The sequence below is a fragment of the Campylobacter sputorum subsp. sputorum genome, assembly GCF_008245005.1.
Classification (GTDB): Bacteria; Campylobacterota; Campylobacteria; order Campylobacterales; family Campylobacteraceae; genus Campylobacter_F; species Campylobacter_F sputorum.
In genome coordinates, this window is record NZ_CP043427.1 from 576,768 (window position 1) to 594,379 (window position 17,612).

The following is a 17,612-nucleotide window of genomic DNA, read 5'->3' on the forward strand; positions in this document are numbered from 1 at the left end:
TAAAAACTTATAATATTTTTAAAATTCCTTTTGCTATATTTTTTAAAATTTAGTTTAAAAGGAAAAAAATATGAAACAAGATGTTGTTTTAAATTCTTTAAAATTAGCAGAAGAACTTCAAAATAAAGTAAATAGCAGCATAAGTCAAAAAGAGAAATCTTTTCATGAAAAAATGAAAAAACTACTTGTAAATCCCAAAAATAAAGTTATGCTAATTGAACTTCTTGATAGAAGTTTTAGATCAAAAGATTCATCAAAATGTTTTGATTTGATAAAGAAAACTTTTGATAAATACGGAGTTGCTGACTTTTTTAGTCCTTATGAGAAATTTTTATTGTTTGCTTTTTTAAATTTTGGAAAGTTAGTGCCTAGTATAAGTGTGCCATTTTTTATAGATCATATAAGGCAAGATACAAAAGATATGGTTTTAGATGCAAATAGTAGCGTTTTAAAACCGCATATAGAAAACAGAAGAAGGGAAAATATCACTTTAAATGTAAATCTTATCGGCGAAGAAGTTTTGGGAGAAGGAGAGGCTGCTTTTAGAATTAAAAAGTATGAAGAGGCGATAAAATCTGATTTTATAAGTTATATTTCTATAAAAATAACAACCATATTTTCTCAAATAAACATTATTGATTTTGATTATTCTAAAAAAGAGATAGTAAAAAGATTATCGCATTTATACGAATTGGCCATTAGTGAGCAAAAGAGACAAAATATGTCTAAATTTATAAACTTGGATATGGAGGAGTATAGAGATCTTGAGCTAACTTCAGAGGCTTTTAAAGAGGCTATATCAAAATATCCAGATTATCAAGCGGGTATTGTTTTACAAGCCTACATTCCAGATAGTTTTAAATATCTACAAGATCTTTTTGAGTTTTCAAAACAAAGAGTTGAAAATGGCGGTAAGCCTATAAAAATTCGCTTTGTAAAAGGTGCAAATATGGAAGCAGAAGAAACTGTTGCGTCTCAAAAAGGCTGGGCTCTTCCTACATTTGATAAAAAAGTAGATACTGATTCGAATTACAAAAAAATGCTTTATTTTATACTAGAAAATGAGCGTTATAAATATATAAATATCGGTATTGCAAGCCATAATATATTTGAAATAGCTCACGCTTATACTCTCATATCTCAATCAAATGCTCTTGATAGTTTTACTTTTGAGATGTTAGAGGGTATGAGTTTGCAAACAAGTTTTGAGCTTAGCAAACTTCATGAGCTTATATTATACGCACCGATTTGTGATAAAGAGCATTTTAATAATGCCATAGCTTATCTTGTGAGAAGACTTGATGAAAATACAGCCAAAGATAATTTCATGAGATACTTTTTTGATCTTAAAGTTGGCGATGAAAACTGGGAAATTCAAAAAGAGATATTTTTAAATTCTCTTAAAGGTATTGAAGCATTAGATAATACCCCTAGAAGAAAACAAAATAGATTAGAGCCTGTGATAAAAAGTGAAATATCTAAAACTGATATTTTTGTTAATGAATCAGATACTGATTTTGTTTTGCAAAATAATAGAAAATTAGCAAATTTGATAAAAGAAAAATATACAAATTTAGACGCAGTAGAGATATCTGCTATGGGAAATAAAGCTTTGCATAGTGATGAGATTTTGGAAGTAAGAAATAAAATTAACGATAAACTCATAGCAAAGATAGGTTTAGCCAGTAAGCAAGGTATATCTGAGGCTTTAGATATGGCTAAAAACTCTAAATATAGTGAGCTTAGTTTTGAGGAAATATATCAAATTTTAAGCAAAGCAGCTGAAATTTTTAGAGCAAAAAGAGGCGAGCTTTTAGGTATAGCAGCTCTTGAAGTTGGAAAAACTTTTGGAGAAATTGACCCTGAGATAAGCGAAGCGATAGATTTTATAGAATTTTATCCACACTCTCTTAGAGTTCTTCAAAAGCAAAATCCAAAAACTAAATTTAAACCAAAAGGCATTAGTGTAACGATATCTCCTTGGAATTTTCCTATAGGAATTCCTGTTGGAACGATAGTTGGACCACTTGCTGCTGGAAATAGAGTGATATTTAAGCCATCTTCATTAAGTAGCGTAACCGGATATGAAATTTGTAAGATGTTTTGGGAAGCCGGCATTCCAAAAGACGCACTTATATACTTACCAACAAAAGGTAAAATGGTAAGCGAGTGTTTGTTAAAAGATGATTTGGTTAAATTTTGTGTATTAACTGGTGGCGAAGATACAGCTTATAATATCTTAAAAGAAAATCCTAAAATTGTTTTGAGTGCTGAAACTGGCGGTAAAAATGCAACTATCGTAACAAAAGCAGCAGATAGAGATAGTGCTATAAAAAATATAATCCACTCAGCTTTTTCAAACTCTGGACAAAAATGCTCAGCTACATCATTTCTTATACTTGAAGATGAGGTTTATGATGATGAGAATTTTAAAAATACTTTGGTTGATGCAGCTTCTTCAATGGCTACTGGAGATCCATTTGAGTTTAAAAATAAAATTGGCACACTGGCAGATAAGCCGAGCGATAAAGTTAAAAAAGCTTTAAGCGAATTAAAAGATTATGAATCATGGGCGTTAAAGCCTGAGTTTATAAACAATAATGAGTTTATAATGAAGCCTTGCATAAAATATGGCACAAAAAAAGGAGATTTTACTCATATGAGTGAGCTTTTCACACCTGTTTTAACCGTTATGAGGGCAAATGATTTAAAAGATGCCATAGATATAGCAAACTCAACTGGCTATGGTTTAACAGGAGCGTTAGAAAGCCTTGATGAAAAAGAGTGGGAGTATTATAAAGAAAATATTGAAGTTGGAAATATCTATATAAATAAGCCAACAACAGGAGCGATAGTTCTTCGCCAACCTTTTGGCGGTGTTAAAAAATCTGCCGTAGGATATGGTAGGAAGGTTGGAATTTATAACTATATAACTCAGTTTTTGGATATATCGCAAGATGAAGTAGATGTAAATTTAAAAGAAAATGAATTTACAACTGCTCTTGCATCTTTAAATATAGATAAAGATACATTAAATGCCGCAAAAAGCTATGTTTATCACTATGAAAATGAGTTTAGTAAAGAAAAAGAGTATATTTCTGTAAGGGGAGAGGATAATTTATTTGCTTATAAAAAGATAAAATCGCTTTTATATATAGTTGATGAAAAAGATAGCTTAAAAGATATACTTCTTGTTTTAATTGCTGCCAAGGTTTCTGGCGTAAAAACAGCTATAAGCTATAAAGATGAAAATGAAGATATCAAATTTATAAAACAATATAAAGATATTTTTGGAATAGAGTTTGTCAAAGAGGCTGATTTTAAAGATTATGAACGAATTAGATATCATGGAGATTGTAATGAAATTTATAAAAAAGCAAGTGCTTTGGCAAAGATTATTATAAGAAATAAACCTCTTTTAAATGGTCGCTTTGAGTTGCTGTATTATTATAATGAAAAATCAACAAGCGTGTCGTTTCATAGATATGGAAATTTAGGTGCTAGAGCACTAGATTTCAAATGAGCATAAAATAAACAAAAAAGGAACAATATGGAATCAGTAGACATAAGCTTACCAATAGCTGTAACTTTTGTTATATATTCTTTGGGAATGTTAGCAATAGGTTTTTATTTTTATAATCAAAATAAAACAGCAGAGGATTATTTTTTAGGAAGTCGCTCTATGGGTCCGGTAGTTTCAGCACTTAGTGCTGGAGCTAGCGATATGAGCGGTTGGCTTTTGATGGGGTTGCCAGGGGCTTTATATGCAGGTGGTTTAATAGAAGCAAATATAGCCATAGGATTAACTGTTGGTGCTACATTAAACTGGATGTTTGTAGCAAAAAGGCTAAGGATTTATACTAGTGTGATTGATAATTCTATTACTATTCCTGATTATTTTGAGACTAGATTTAGTGATGATAGCCATATTTTAAGAGTTATATGTGCTATTGTTATACTTATATTTTTTACAATTTATATATCAAGTGGATTAGTTGGAGGGGCAAAACTTTTTGAAGCAACATTTGGTCTTGAGTATTATAACGCATTGATAACAGGAACGGTCATTATAGTTGTTTATACATTTTTTGGCGGATATAAGGCTGTTTGCTGGACAGATCTTGTGCAAGGACTTTTGATGATGGGTGCCTTGGTTGTTGTAGCTATTGTAATGCTTTATCAAATAGGCGGTTTTGGTGAAGCTATAAAATACATAAAAAATTCAGATGATTCTAGAACTCAAATAGCACTATATCAAAAAAACATACCTCAAATTATACAAAAAATGGAAAATGGCGATATAAATACCATAAAACAAGATATAGATGATATAAAATCAGCATTTTTAAATGCAAAAGATATGCAAATAGTAAATAAAGGTAAAAATATCGATGTAAAAGAGTTTATACAAAATTTAGATAATGCAGTAAATTCAAACGATAAAGTTGCTTTGAAAAATCTTTTAAATTTATTAAAAAAACAAAAAATTACACAAAATAGACTTACTTTGTTTGATGGTGTTTCTATAATTAGCATAATTTCAGCTTTTGCTTGGGGGCTTGGATATTTTGGTCAACCTCATATATCGGTTAGATTTATGTCAATTCGCTCAGTAAAAGATATAAAAGTAGCAACAAGTGTTGGTATTTCTTGGATGTTTATTAGTTTATTTGCAACTTGTGCAATGGGGCTTTTGGGAATTGCTTATATAAATAAATTTAACCTTAGTTTGCAAGATCCAGAAAAAATATTTATCGTAATGAGCCAACTTCTTTTTAATCCATGGGTAGCTGGAGTGCTTTTAAGTGCTATTTTAGCTGCTATTATGAGCACCGCAAGTTCTCAACTTTTGGTGTCAAGTTCAACAATAGCAGAAGATTTTTATAGAAGAGTATTTAAAAAAGATGCATCTGAAAAACAAGTGATGATACTAAGTAGAGGCGGAGTTTTGCTAGTTTCGCTAATTGCTTTTATCATATCTTTTGATAAAAACTCAAGTATCTTAAATATAGTTTCTTATGCTTGGGCTGGATTTGGTGCAAGTTTTGGTAGTGTTATAGTGTTTTCTTTGTTTTGGAGAAGAATGACAAGGCTTGGTGCGATATTTGGTATGATTACTGGGGCTGTGGTTGTGGTTGTATGGAAAAATTACTTATCTGAAGCTTTAAATTTACCTCTTTATGAGATAATCCCCGGATTTTTAGCAGCTAGTGTGGTTATAGTCCTTGTTAGTTTAACTCAACCAGCAAGAGAAGGAACTAAAAAAGCTTTTGATACTATGATGGAAAATATTAAATAGTTTTTAAAAGTTTTAGAAAATGCTCGATATTATGGGCATTTTCTCTGCTTAGTGCTATATATGGTTCATTTTTTAATTTTGGTGTGTTATATTTCAAAAATTCCCCATTTTTTGAATTTACCATTATGCCGCCACTTGCATTTACCATCAAATCGCCTACCGCGATATCCCAAGAATGCGAAATTCTATTTCTCAAAAAAATTCCGGCATTTCCAAGTGCAAGTTTATAAAACTTAATGCCAGAGCCAATATGAATGATTTCTGTTTTAAATTTATCTATGATATCTTGTTTCATTGTTGTTATACGCTCTTTTTGGCTACCTAAAAGCATAATATTTGGAGATATATCAACTCTAAATTTATTTAATTTTTCATCATTTATATAAACTTCTTTCCCATCACAACTCATAAAATTATCATACATTGGCAAATAAATTATGCCTAAGATGGGTCTATTGTTTTTTATAAGTGCTATTAATATACAAAACTCATTTTCGCCTTTTACAAAATGAGATGTGCCATCAAGAGGATCAATTAACCAAAAAGTGTCGCTATTTTTATCTGCATTATCAATCTCTTCAGAACATATGCCAATACCTGTTTGTTCTAGCATTTTTACTATAATCTCATTTGCCGCAATATCTGCATCAGTTACTATACTTCCATCTGTTTTTTTATATTTACTAAATCCATTTTTTCTGTACCACATAATTTTTTGTGAGGCTAGTTTTGCTGCTTTTATGGCTAAATTTAATTCACTTTTCATCTCATATCTTTAAAAAGTATTGTTCCAAGTCTTAGCATATTTGAGCCACATTTTATAGCTAGTTCAAAATCGCTACTCATTCCCATAGAGCAAATTTTAGCTCCGTTTGATTTTAGTTTTTCATAAATTTTATATGTATCTTCAAAACTTTTTCTTACTAAATTTACATCATCGCTATTTGCACCTATACTCATAACACCGCACATATTTAGATTTTTACATTCTTGTTGAATTTGCAAATATTCTTCGAGTGCTTTATTTGTATCAATTCCGCTTTTAGTATCTTCGTTTGCTACATTTATCTCAAGAAGTGTATCTAGTTTGTAATCTAATCTTTTATCAACTTTTTTTGCAAGTTCAAGCGAATTGCAACTTTGCCAGAGTGTAGGGCGTAGCGAAATGAGTTGATTTATTTTATTGCTTTGAAGCGAGCCTATAAAATGCCATTTGATATCATAGTTTTGAAGTTCACTCATCTTTTTGTTTAAATCTTGAACTTTGTTTTCGCCAAATTCAATTTGACCTTGATTATATAAATTTATAATTTCATTTGATGTTACATATTTGCTTACTGCTATTAATTTTATTTCGTTATGTTGGCTAAATTTATCTTTTGTATTTTGAATTTTTTCTAAAATTTCTTGGTAATTCATTAGTTATAACCTCCCGCTAAACGAAAAATATCATTCATGATTGTAAATGCCATAAGGGCAAACAAAAAAGCCATCCCGCCATAAGTTAGCATTGAAAATACTTTTTGCGAAACTGGTTTTTTAAATATAAGTTCATAAGCATTAAAAAGTATATGTCCACCATCAAGTGCCGGGATTGGAAAAAGATTTAATATGCCTAAATTTACAGATATCAAAGCCGTGATTATAAGCAGTGCCGAAAGGCTAATGCTAGCAGCTTTTGAAGTAATATCACTCATTGCAACTATGCCGCCTAACTCTTTAATTGGCACAACGCCAACTATAAGTTTTTCTAGGCTAAGAAAAATAAGCTTTGATGCTTGCAGGGTTTCATCTAGTGCGTAACTTATTGAGCTTAAACCAGTGTGATAAAGTGTAGTAAGTTCGCCACTTGGAGAAATGCCAATTAGAGGTTTTTGAATTTCTTCTTTAAATATAGTATAGGTTTTGCCTATCTTTGGTGTTAGTAAAACATCTAAAATAATACCATTTCTTTGTATATTTATATGCATAGGATTTGGTGTAACCAGTTTGCTAATATCGTTCCACTCTTTAACTTCTATGCCATCTATGGCTAAAATTTTATCGCCTTTTTGTATATTTGCACTAAGTGCTGACGAGTTTTCAAGCACACTACCTACAACCGGAGCTAATTTTTGCACACCTATATGTCCTAATGCTATGTATAGTAAGAATGCCAAAAATATGTTAAAAAACGGACCTGCAGCCAGTATGAAAATTCGCCCAAGCGGCGAAAGAGAGTTATAGCTATCTGGATCATCGCTTCTTATGTTTGGATTTGTATCATCTTGACCTTTTAATTGCACATACCCACCAAGAGGTATTGCACTTATACAATAAGTAGTGTCTTTGATTTTTTTTGAAAATATCTTTTCTCCAAAGCCTATACTAAAAACATTTATATGAACACCAAGCTTTTTTGCTGCTAAAAAATGCCCAAGCTCATGAAAAAATATCAAAAATGAGATTATTAGTATAGTTGCTAAGAAATTAGCCCCATAATGCCAAAAACCTAATAATAAAATAGTTAGTGTAAAAAGTATGCTTTTCAAAGTTTATATCCTACTAAAAAATAATATATAAATTTATCATTTTTTAATAAATTTAGCATTAACTGGCAAAAATTAAATAAATATTTTTTAAATTGATATAATTACTATCAAGTTTTCTAACTATATTTTCTCATTATATTGCAATTTTTGTCAATCTTTGGTATAATCTGCTAAAAATTTCAAAGGAATACAAATGTCAAAACACGAATTTCAAACAGAAGTAAATGATCTTTTAAATTTGATGATTCACTCTCTTTATTCAAACAAAGAGATATTTTTAAGAGAGCTTATATCAAATGCAAGCGACGCTCTAGATAAGTTAAATTATCTAACTTTAACAGACGATAAATATAAATCTCTTAATTACACTCCAAAGATAGAAATTTCTGTAGATAAAGAGGCAAAAACTCTAATCATAAGTGATAATGGTATAGGAATGGATGAAAATGAACTTATAAATAATCTTGGAACCATTGCAAGAAGTGGAACTAAAGGTTTTTTAAGTCAAATAAGCGGTGATGCTAAAAAAGATTCAAATCTCATAGGCCAGTTTGGTGTAGGCTTTTACTCAGCTTTTATGGTGGCTTCTAAAATAGAAGTAACTAGCAAAAAAGCATTAAATGATGAAGCTTATGAATGGAGTAGTGACGCTAAAAATTATGAGATAAAAAAAGCTTCAAAAGAAACGCATGGAACATCTATAAAACTATATTTAAATGATGATGAGTTTTTAGAAACATATAGATTAGAGGGTATTATAAAGAAATACTCAAATCACATTCCTTATCCTATTTTTATGGACAAAGAGGAATGGATAGCACCAAAAGATGGCGAAAAAGAAGGGCATTATGAGAGCAAAAATACTCAAATAAACAAAGCTAGTGCTCTTTGGCAAATGAGCAAAAGTTCATTAAAAGAAGAAGATTATAATGAGTTTTATAAACAAATTTCTCACGATAGCACAGATCCACTTATGTATATTCATACAAAAGCAGAAGGCAAGATAGAATACACAACGCTATTTTATGTTCCAAGTGTTGAGCCTTTTGATCTTTTTAGAGTTGATTATCAAAGTGGCGTAAAATTATATGTAAAAAGAGTTTTTATAACAGATGATGAAAAAGAGCTTTTACCTACACATTTAAGATTTGTAAAAGGTATAATCGATGTTGAAGATTTGCCTTTAAATGTAAGTCGAGAAATTTTACAAGATAACATTATAATGAGAAGCGTAAAAGAAGCAAGTGTTAAGAAAATTTATAGCGAGTTAGAAAAACTTCTTAAAAATGATAGAGAAAAATACATTAAATTTTATAAACTTTTTGGTAAAGTTTTAAAAGAAGGGTTATATGGATTTGGTGCAAACAAAGACGATATATTAAATTTAACTCTGTTTAAATCAAGCTCAAGAGATGGATATATCACGCTTAAAGAATACAAAGACGCTATGAAAAAAGATCAAAAATCTATATATTTCATAACAGGCAAAGATGAGAAAATGCTTAAAAACTCACCACTTCTTGAAGCATTTAATGAAAAAAATATAGAAGTATTGATTTGTGATGATGAGATAGATAGCATTGTTATGCCAATGGTGTACGAATATGATAAAACACCTATAAAACCTGTGCAAAATGCTGATGATGAGGTTAGTTTAGATGAGAAGATTGATGAGAGTAAATACGCAGAACTTGTAGTAAAATTAAAAGAATGTTTAAAAGATGAAATTAAAGATGTAAAAGTAACTTCAAGGCTTAAAGATTCTCCAGCTTGTTTGGTTTATGATAAAAATGACCCAGATTTTGCAACACAACAGATGTTAAAACAGATGGGACAAAATGTGCCTGAAATAAAACCTATACTTGAAATAAATCCAAATCATGAAATATTTTTAAAACTTAAAGAAAATCAAATCATGATAAATGATATCTCAAATTTACTTTTAAATATGGCTAAGATTAGTGAAGGTATGAATATAACAAATCCAAATGAATTTGCTAAAATACTTTCAAAAGTAATACTAAAAGCTTTATAAAAAACTCAAATTATGCTAAAATAGCCCTTATAATTAAATTTATGAGGGCTATTATGAAAAACATATTTTTTATTTTATGTTTAAGCGTGATTTTAAATGGTGGCGAATTAGAAAAAAATTTAAAAAATCTTTTTCCAACTTACGATGTAGTTTCTGTTGACAAGCTAAATTCTATACCTAAATCAAATTTAGTAGTTTTGATGGATAAAACTAGCAATCAAAAAGATATCATAATAAGCGATGATAGTGGTAAAAATTTCTTTTATGTAAAAAATGCTTTTTTAAAAGATAAAAATGATAAAAAGCTTTACGATCAAAAGGTTGAATTTATAGAAGATAAAGTTCAAAAAGAAGTTTTTGAGATACTAAAAACTATCCCGCAAGATAGATTTATAAGTATAAATTCTTTTTATAAAGATAATAAAAAAACAATTTATATGATAACAGATCCGGAGTGTCCGTATTGCAAAAAAGAGATGGATAGACTTGTAAAATACCTTAGAAATGCAAATTTAAAGATTATTTTTGCACCAGTTCATGGAAAAAGTGCTTTTATAAAGTCAGCTATTATGCTTGAGAGATCAAAAAGTATTGATCCATCAAACCAAAAAGCTTTTATAGATTTAATAAGCAAATATTATGATACAAATACTGCTGTAACTGATGATATGGCTAGTGATGAACAGGTGCAAAAAGTATTTTTTGATGCTAAGAAAATTTTCTCAAAAGGACTTGTAAAGAGCGTGCCTTTTATGTTTGAGATAGATAAATAAAAATAAATTTTTAAAATTAAATTTGAAATTTAAATTTTATGTTATAATTATGCTCGAAAATTAGTTTTAATTACTAATAATATCTTAATTTTTAGGAGTGTAATATATGAAATTACTTAAAGTTGCCGCACTTGTTGTGTGCTTAGGAGCTTCTATGGTTTTTGCAAAACCTACAATTTACATACTTGCCACGGGCGGAACTATAGCAGGGGGTGGTGATAGTGCACTATCTGGTAATTATAAATCAGGAACTGTTACAGTTGATAAACTAATAGCTGCAGTTCCTCAGATAAATGAAATAGCAAATATAAAAGGTGAGCAAATTTCAAATATAGGCTCTCAAGATATGAATAACGAAATTTGGCTAAAGCTTTCAAAAAGAGTAAATGAATTATTGAAAAGAAATGATGTTGATGGTATTGTTATTACGCACGGAACTGATACTATGGAAGCAACTTCATACTTTTTAAGTTTAACTTTGAAGAGCAAAAAACCTGTTGTTTTTGTTGGCGCTATGAGATCAGGAACTTCACTAAGTGCTGATGGTCCATTAAATATCTATAATGCTGTAAATGTTGCTATGGATAAAGCTAGTATGAATAAAGGTGCTTTGGTTGCTATGAATGATGAGATTCATGCTGCAAGGGAAGTAACAAAAACAAATACTACAAATGTTGCTACATTCAAATCTCCAAACTCTGGTAAAATAGGCTCAGTAAATTATGGTATAGTTGATTATCTTTTGACTCCTGCTAGAAAACACAGCGTTGATAGCGAATTTGATGTATCAAAATTAGATAAATTACCAAAAGTAGAGATCGTTTATGCTTATGCAAATGATAGTGCTGATTTTATAAATTTAGCTGTTAAAAATGGTGCAAAAGGTATAGTTTTAGCAGGTATGGGAAATGGAAATCCTTCAACAAGTGTTCAAGATGCTCTAGCAAATGCAGCAAAACAAGGAGTTGTAGTTGTAAGAAGTTCTAGGGTTGGTTCTGGCTCAACAAGTGTTGGTGCGGAAGTTGACGATAAGAAATTAGGTTTTGTTACAGCCGATAGCTTAAATCCGCAAAAATCTAGAGTTCTTTTAATGCTTGCATTAACAAAAACAAACGATGTAAATAAAATACAAGAGATGTTTAAAATCTACTAAAATTAAGGGCGAAAATTCGCCCTTATAAACAGTTATTAATCCAATTTTGATATAATTCATATCAAAAAAAGGGTTGATAATGATAAAAATACTTATGATTGAAGATGATTTAGAGTTAGCTGAAATTTTAACAGAGTATCTAGCTCAGTATGATATGGAAGTTGTAACGATAGACGATCCGTATCTTGGCATATCAACACTAAATATATCTAAATTTGACCTTCTTATTTTGGACTTAACTTTACCTGGAATTGACGGACTTGATGTTTGCAAAGATATCAGAAAAAATCATAATATTCCCATCATTATCTCAAGTGCTAGGCACGATATCACAGATAAAGTTGTAGCCTTAGAAAATGGAGCAGATGATTATTTACCAAAGCCGTATAATCCACAAGAATTGTGCGCTAGAATAAAAAGTCATTTAAGAAGACAAAGTGTAAATTTACAAGAAAATGCAAAAGAAAATATAAATAAAGATATCGTTTTAAAAGAATTTGAGCATGTTATACTTTTTAAAGGAAAAGAGCTTGATCTTACGAATGCAGAGTATGATATTTTAGCGTATCTTATAAAAAAAGAGGGCGGAGCTATAACAAGAGAAGAGCTTGTTTATAACTGCGATGCTATAAATGAAGATTCAACAAATAAAAGTATAAATGTTATAATCGGTAGGATAAGAACAAAACTTGGAGATAGTCATAAAGAGCCAAAATATATCCATTCTGTTAGAGGTATTGGTTATAAGTTGGTTCAATGAAAAATCGCTCTTCTATATTTTACGCTATTACTTTTATTTATGTTTTATCGATAATTTGTATATTTGTGTTGTTTTTATGGCTTATAAACTATGATAAGCAAAATTATACAAGAGAACTTAATAATAAATATTCTTATGTTACAAGAGTAACAATTTTTTATCTTAATAATATGATTTCTAAACAAGATTATGAAAAACAGATGTCAAATATAGATATGCCTATGATAGAAGATCAAAAATTAGTAGATAATATCATAAAAAATGCAAATGTTTTGCAAGAAATTTCAGGAGATCTAGGGACTGCTGCGATTTTAGTATATGAAAAGAGAAATTTTTTAAAAATCATTGTAAATGATAAAACTTTTTTATTGCAAGATGATGATTACCAGCCTTATAGATATTTGATAGTAAAGCTGATTTTAGGAGCTGTTATACTTATACTTTTGATAGCTTATGCTTTTATTTTAAGAAAAATTAAACCTTTAAGAAAACTAAAAAGACAGATAGATAAATTTGCAAAAGGCGATCTTGACATAAAAAATGTCAAAACTGGAAATGATGAAATTTCCGAGGTTGCCGATGCTTTTTATATGGCTGTTATGCAGATAAAAAAATTAAACTCATCAAGGCAACTTTTTTTAAGAAATATTATGCATGAGTTAAAAACGCCTATCACAAAAGGCAGGATTACTGCTGAAATGATACAAAAGGATAAGTATCAAGAAAGACTTATAAATGTGTTTGAAAAGTTAGAAAATTTGATAAATGAATTTGCTGCTGTTGAAAGAGCTGCATCTACTTCAAGTATAGGTAACTTAAATTCATTTAAGATAGATGATATAATGGATGAAGCTATCGATATGGCAATGATTGATAAAGAAAATTATACTCTTAATATACTAGATGATATAACTATAAATGTTGATTTTAAGCTTATTACCACCGCTATAAAAAATATGATAGATAATGCCATAAAGTATTCAACAAATAAGCATGTAAATATAATTGTTAATAAAAATACTATTAAATTTTGCAATGATGGAAAACCGCTTGATAATTCCATAGAATATTATTTAGAAGCATTTACGCAAGGTAATAATGCCACAAAAAGCTTTGGTTTGGGGTTATACATAGTAGATAGCATACTAAAAGCTCATGGAATAAAACTTGGCTATAAATACAAAAATAATATGAATATTTTCTACTTTTATGATTTTGATAAATTGTTAGTGGATTAAATTTAAAATATTATTGTCTAATCATTCCAGCTTCTATTAGGAATTGGCTTGGTTTGTATTCGATTTTACGAATTTTATCAAATTTAGCATAACTTAAGTAAAGTTCGTCTCTAGCCCTAGTTACTGCTACATAAAATAGTCTTCTTTCTTCTTCTAAACTACCACTCATATTCATAAGTTTTAAATTTGGAAACCGATTTTGTGCCAAATCAACTACAAAAACAAGATTAAACTCAAGCCCTTTACTTGCGTGTATAGTTAACAAATTTACACCTTCTCCTTCGCTCATTTCTTTTGATCCAAGGGTTATGAAATTATAAAGTTTATCGATACTTGTATATGTTTTTGAAAGCTCAACTAAAACTTCTGTTTTTGAGTAAATTTTACTTTTTGCATTATCTTTTAGCTCTTTATCTATACTTCCGTTTTTTAGTGTTGCTCTTTTTGTTGATAACAACTCAACTATGATAGAGTAAATTTTTGATTTTATGATTGTGTTTATAGCCGTAAAAGCATTATTTGAGTTATGTAAATCGATAAAACATTGTCTTAACTCATATAAAAATACAGCACCGCTTTCGCTCATTTTTGCATCATCTAAGATTGGGTTATTTATAAATTTATCATCAAAATTAAATTTACTAAATTTTGATTTATCGCTATATTCATCCACATCATCAAAAAGTCCAAGCTGTTTGTTTTGAATTTTCCCAGTTTTTAAATTTACATTAGTATCCGGATTTAAAAGACCATTTACTACACTTCCATGACCTAGTTTTAACAAAGTGTCAAATATTTTTTTGCTATATGCATTTCCTACGCCTTTTGCATACTCAAAAAGATTTATAAAAGCCATAACATCTTTTGGATTTACAAAAATGGAGATGATATCAATTAGAGCTTTTATCTCTTTGCTTTCAAAAAAGCTAATGCCACCTTTTCTTTTTGATTTTATTCCACGCTCTTTTAGTGCAACTTCCAGTCCATCTGCACTCGAGTTATTTCTAAAAATTATAGCTATATTTTCATGAGAAAATTTACTATTGCAAATAATCTCGGCAATATTGCTATATTGTGCAAAAAGCTCTTCATAAACTAGCAAAGTAGGGGGTTTAAATTTACCATCTCTGCTTACGCTTAGGTGTTTTTCATAAAGGCGTGGATTATTTGATATTACTTTATTTGCTAGGGAAAGTATCGATGAGCTTGAGCGGTAATTTGTATTTAGCGTGTAAATTTGTGCATTTTTGTAGTTATCTTTAAAACCACCTATTATCTCAATATTTGCTCCATTAAACGCATAAATGCTTTGATCAAAATCCCCAACACAAAAAAGACTTTTTTTGTTTATTGCATCTATTAGTGAGCTTTGAAGTGTATTTGTGTCTTGATACTCATCGACCAAAACTTCTTCAAAATATATCTTAGCCCCCTTTTTTAGTTCATTTCTAAATTTTATTAATAAATCGTTAAAATCAACATATCCAAATTTCTTTTTTTCATCTTCAAATTCTTTTAATATATCTTCATAAATTTCAGCATATACAGATTGATCTTCGTAATTTTTGCAAAACCACTGGCAAAAATCATCATCTAGGACTTTGTTTTGATATAGTGAATATACATCATATAAATACGCACCGCTATATGGTTTTGTGTCGCTTATATGGTCAAATTTGCGTCTATCAACAATGCTTTTTAATAGTATTTTTAGTTCATTTGGTTGTTTTAATACGATATTTTTATCAAGAGACTTTAAAAGATTATATGAAACGCTGTGAAAAGTTCCTGCAAGTATTTTTGATGTAATGCTTTTATTAAAATATTTATTTAACCTTTCTATCATCTCTTTTGAGGCTTTGTTTGTAAATGTTAAAAGCAAAATTTTCTCAGGTTTTATGCCTAAATTTAAAAGATGGGCTATTCTTGCAACGATGGTTGAAGTTTTTCCTGTTCCTGCACTTGCTATTATTAGGGAATTTCCACTTGGGGCAGTTGCTGCGGCATATTGCTCTTTGTTTAACTTACTTAGAGGCATTTTTTCTTTTTATTATGTAAAAATAAATGCCGATTATTATAGCAACGGCTACTAAAAGCATGATTGTTATGATATGTAAATACTCTTTTATAAGTTCTTCATTTTCTCCAACATAATACCCCAAAACCATAAGTATAAAAACCCAAATAGCTGCTCCAAGGGTTGTGTATAGGCAAAATCTAAACATATTCATTTTTGCTAGTCCAGCAGGAAGGCTTATGTATTGCCTAATTCCAGGGATTAATCTGCAAGTAAAAGTAGAAACTTCTCCGTGTTTATTAAAAAATGCTTCAAATTTTTGCATTTTTTCTTCGTTTATTCCTATGTATTTTCCGTATTTTATTATCAAATTTCTTCCAAAAAAGTAACATAAGTAGTAGTTAAAAATTGCTCCAGCTAGTGATCCAGCAACTCCTATAAAAAAAGCTATAAAAAAGCTCATCTCTCCTTTTTGTGCAAGATATCCAGCAGGTATCATAACAACTTCACTTGGAAAAGGAAAAAAAGAGCTTTCCAAAAACATCATAAAAAATATACCAGCATATCCCCAAGCACCGACGGTTTGAACTATGAAATTTATTATATCTTGCAAAACTAATCTTTCTTATTTAAACCAGTTTTTTATCTTATCTAAGATACTATCTTCGCCGTTGCTATCATGTTCGCTTTTTACATCAAAAGTTGCTTCTAATTTTTCTAGTAAGTCTATTTGTTCAAGAGACAATTTTTTAGGCATTTTCATAGAAATTTGAGCTATCAATCTTCCTTTTGATCCATCTCTTAAATTTACTACACCTTCATTATCAAATACAAATTGTTGTTTATCGTGTGCTCCTATTGGCAGTCTTAATTCTAGTTTTTCATCTTTTAAATTTGGTATGCTAAGCGTTGCACCAAGAACAGCTTGAGTGAAAAATACTGGAACTTCTATATAGATATCATCATTGTGTCTAATGAAGTATTTATCTTCTTTTACTGAAATTCTAATATACATATCCCCGCTAACTCCACTTGCCGAGAGATTTCCCTTAGAACTTACTCTTATTTTTGTTCCATTATCAACGCCTGCTGGTATATTTATGGTTGTAGATGTTGATTCTTCCTCGTAGCCTTTACCATTACATGCACCGCATTTGTCTTTTACTACCTCTCCTGTTCCGTTGCAATATGGGCAAGTTTGAATAAAGCTCATAAAACCTTGTCTTTGTGATATTTTTCCGGTTCCGTGACAATGCGAACATACGGTTTTTTTGCCATCTTTTGCACCAGTTCCATTACAGACTTCACAAGGTATTTTTATCTTATAGTTTATTTCTTTTTTTACTCCAAAAACAGCTTCTTTAAATGTTAATGTAACTGGAATTTCTATATCTAGCTCGTAATTATCTATATTTTTTTTACGGCTTCTTGCACTTCCACTAAAACCGCCACCAAAAAATGAGCTAAATATATCTCCTAAATCAAAATCTTCAAATCCGCCAAAACCTCCGCCCATTCCATTTAATCCGCTTTTTCCATATCTATCATACATAGAGCGTTTTTCGTTGTCGCTTAAAACTTGATATGCTTCATTTATCTTTTTAAATTTTTCTTCGGCTTCTTTGTCGCCTTGATTTCTATCTGGATGGTATTTTAGGGCAAGTTTCCTAAATGCGCTTTTTATCTCGTCTCCGCTAGCAGATTTACTAATACCTAAAATTTCATAATAATCTTCTTCCATACACCGTCCTAATTAAATTTATATGATTGATAATATTTTGTTTGTTTAAAAAATTATAATTGTAT

General features: G+C 29.8%; 13 protein-coding genes. 7 read left to right on the top strand and 6 right to left on the bottom strand.

Annotated features, from left to right (window positions below):
* The first annotated feature begins 70 nt into the window (after window positions 1-70).
* Both CSPT_RS02885 and CSPT_RS02890 read left to right on the top strand, forming a co-directional pair.
* Complete coding sequence (locus CSPT_RS02885) at window positions 71-3,523, top strand: bifunctional proline dehydrogenase/L-glutamate gamma-semialdehyde dehydrogenase (protein ID WP_089182220.1); 3,453 nt, start codon at window positions 71-73, stop codon at window positions 3,521-3,523.
* Window positions 3,524-3,550: 27 nt separating this feature from the next.
* The gene (locus CSPT_RS02890) at window positions 3,551-5,299 is read left to right on the top strand and encodes a sodium:solute symporter family transporter (RefSeq protein ID WP_089182221.1); all 1,749 of its coding nucleotides are present in this window, start codon (window positions 3,551-3,553) and stop codon (window positions 5,297-5,299) included.
* Here the strand turns inward: CSPT_RS02890 and CSPT_RS02895 are convergent.
* From CSPT_RS02895 to rseP, 3 genes are read right to left on the bottom strand one after another with little or no spacing between them, the layout of a single operon-like run.
* A complete protein-coding gene (locus CSPT_RS02895; protein ID WP_089182222.1) occupies window positions 5,292-6,065 on the bottom strand; it encodes a 3'(2'),5'-bisphosphate nucleotidase CysQ family protein in 774 nt (257 codons plus the stop codon). The genes CSPT_RS02890 and CSPT_RS02895 overlap by 8 nt on opposite strands.
* The gene (locus CSPT_RS02900) at window positions 6,062-6,718 is read right to left on the bottom strand and encodes a YggS family pyridoxal phosphate-dependent enzyme (RefSeq protein ID WP_089182223.1); all 657 of its coding nucleotides are present in this window, start codon (window positions 6,716-6,718) and stop codon (window positions 6,062-6,064) included. Before CSPT_RS02900 ends, CSPT_RS02895 begins: the two co-directional genes overlap by 4 nt.
* Complete coding sequence (rseP, locus tag CSPT_RS02905) at window positions 6,718-7,830, bottom strand: RIP metalloprotease RseP (RefSeq protein WP_089182224.1); 1,113 nt, start codon at window positions 7,828-7,830, stop codon at window positions 6,718-6,720. The genes CSPT_RS02900 and rseP overlap by 1 nt, the downstream gene beginning before the upstream one ends.
* A 193-nt stretch (window positions 7,831-8,023) precedes the next feature.
* Between rseP and htpG the strand changes: the two genes are divergently transcribed.
* The 5 genes from htpG (at window position 8,024) to CSPT_RS02930 (ending at window position 13,789) form a co-directional block, all read left to right on the top strand.
* Complete coding sequence (htpG, locus tag CSPT_RS02910; RefSeq protein ID WP_089182225.1) at window positions 8,024-9,865, top strand: molecular chaperone HtpG; 1,842 nt, start codon at window positions 8,024-8,026, stop codon at window positions 9,863-9,865.
* Between the two features lie 53 nt (window positions 9,866-9,918).
* Window positions 9,919-10,638, top strand: a complete 720-nt coding sequence (locus CSPT_RS02915; protein WP_089182226.1) for a thioredoxin domain-containing protein — start codon at window positions 9,919-9,921, stop codon at window positions 10,636-10,638.
* Window positions 10,639-10,744: 106 nt separating this feature from the next.
* Window positions 10,745-11,791 (top strand): type II asparaginase, encoded by a 1,047-nt coding sequence (locus CSPT_RS02920; protein WP_089182227.1) that lies wholly within the window; start codon window positions 10,745-10,747, stop codon window positions 11,789-11,791.
* Window positions 11,792-11,870: 79 nt separating this feature from the next.
* Window positions 11,871-12,551 (top strand): response regulator transcription factor, encoded by a 681-nt coding sequence (locus CSPT_RS02925; protein WP_089182228.1) that lies wholly within the window; start codon window positions 11,871-11,873, stop codon window positions 12,549-12,551.
* Window positions 12,548-13,789 (top strand): ArsS family sensor histidine kinase, encoded by a 1,242-nt coding sequence (locus CSPT_RS02930; protein ID WP_089182229.1) that lies wholly within the window; start codon window positions 12,548-12,550, stop codon window positions 13,787-13,789. The genes CSPT_RS02925 and CSPT_RS02930 overlap by 4 nt, the downstream gene beginning before the upstream one ends.
* A gap of 10 nt (window positions 13,790-13,799) precedes the next feature.
* Here the strand turns inward: CSPT_RS02930 and CSPT_RS02935 are convergent, their stop codons facing one another.
* From CSPT_RS02935 to dnaJ, 3 genes are read right to left on the bottom strand one after another with little or no spacing between them, the layout of a single operon-like run.
* Window positions 13,800-15,827, bottom strand: a complete 2,028-nt coding sequence (locus tag CSPT_RS02935; protein WP_089182230.1) for an ATP-dependent helicase — start codon at window positions 15,825-15,827, stop codon at window positions 13,800-13,802.
* Complete coding sequence (locus CSPT_RS02940) at window positions 15,814-16,419, bottom strand: DedA family protein (RefSeq protein ID WP_089182231.1); 606 nt, start codon at window positions 16,417-16,419, stop codon at window positions 15,814-15,816. Before CSPT_RS02940 ends, CSPT_RS02935 begins: the two co-directional genes overlap by 14 nt.
* A gap of 12 nt (window positions 16,420-16,431) precedes the next feature.
* Window positions 16,432-17,547 (bottom strand): molecular chaperone DnaJ, encoded by a 1,116-nt coding sequence (gene dnaJ, locus CSPT_RS02945; protein ID WP_089182232.1) that lies wholly within the window; start codon window positions 17,545-17,547, stop codon window positions 16,432-16,434.
* Window positions 17,548-17,612: the final 65 nt, after the last annotated feature.

Coding starts and splice junctions, on each gene's coding strand:
- CSPT_RS02930 (WP_089182229.1), top strand. CDS start 12,548: ATGAAAAATCGCTCTTCTATATTTTACGCTATTACTTTTATTTATGTT.
- htpG (WP_089182225.1), top strand. CDS start 8,024: ATGTCAAAACACGAATTTCAAACAGAAGTAAATGATCTTTTAAATTTG.
- CSPT_RS02915 (WP_089182226.1), top strand. CDS start 9,919: ATGAAAAACATATTTTTTATTTTATGTTTAAGCGTGATTTTAAATGGT.
- dnaJ (WP_089182232.1), bottom strand. CDS start 17,547: ATGGAAGAAGATTATTATGAAATTTTAGGTATTAGTAAATCTGCTAGC.
- CSPT_RS02895 (WP_089182222.1), bottom strand. CDS start 6,065: ATGAAAAGTGAATTAAATTTAGCCATAAAAGCAGCAAAACTAGCCTCA.
- CSPT_RS02900 (WP_089182223.1), bottom strand. CDS start 6,718: ATGAATTACCAAGAAATTTTAGAAAAAATTCAAAATACAAAAGATAAA.
- CSPT_RS02885 (WP_089182220.1), top strand. CDS start 71: ATGAAACAAGATGTTGTTTTAAATTCTTTAAAATTAGCAGAAGAACTT.
- CSPT_RS02890 (WP_089182221.1), top strand. CDS start 3,551: ATGGAATCAGTAGACATAAGCTTACCAATAGCTGTAACTTTTGTTATA.
- CSPT_RS02925 (WP_089182228.1), top strand. CDS start 11,871: ATGATAAAAATACTTATGATTGAAGATGATTTAGAGTTAGCTGAAATT.
- CSPT_RS02920 (WP_089182227.1), top strand. CDS start 10,745: ATGAAATTACTTAAAGTTGCCGCACTTGTTGTGTGCTTAGGAGCTTCT.
- CSPT_RS02935 (WP_089182230.1), bottom strand. CDS start 15,827: ATGCCTCTAAGTAAGTTAAACAAAGAGCAATATGCCGCAGCAACTGCC.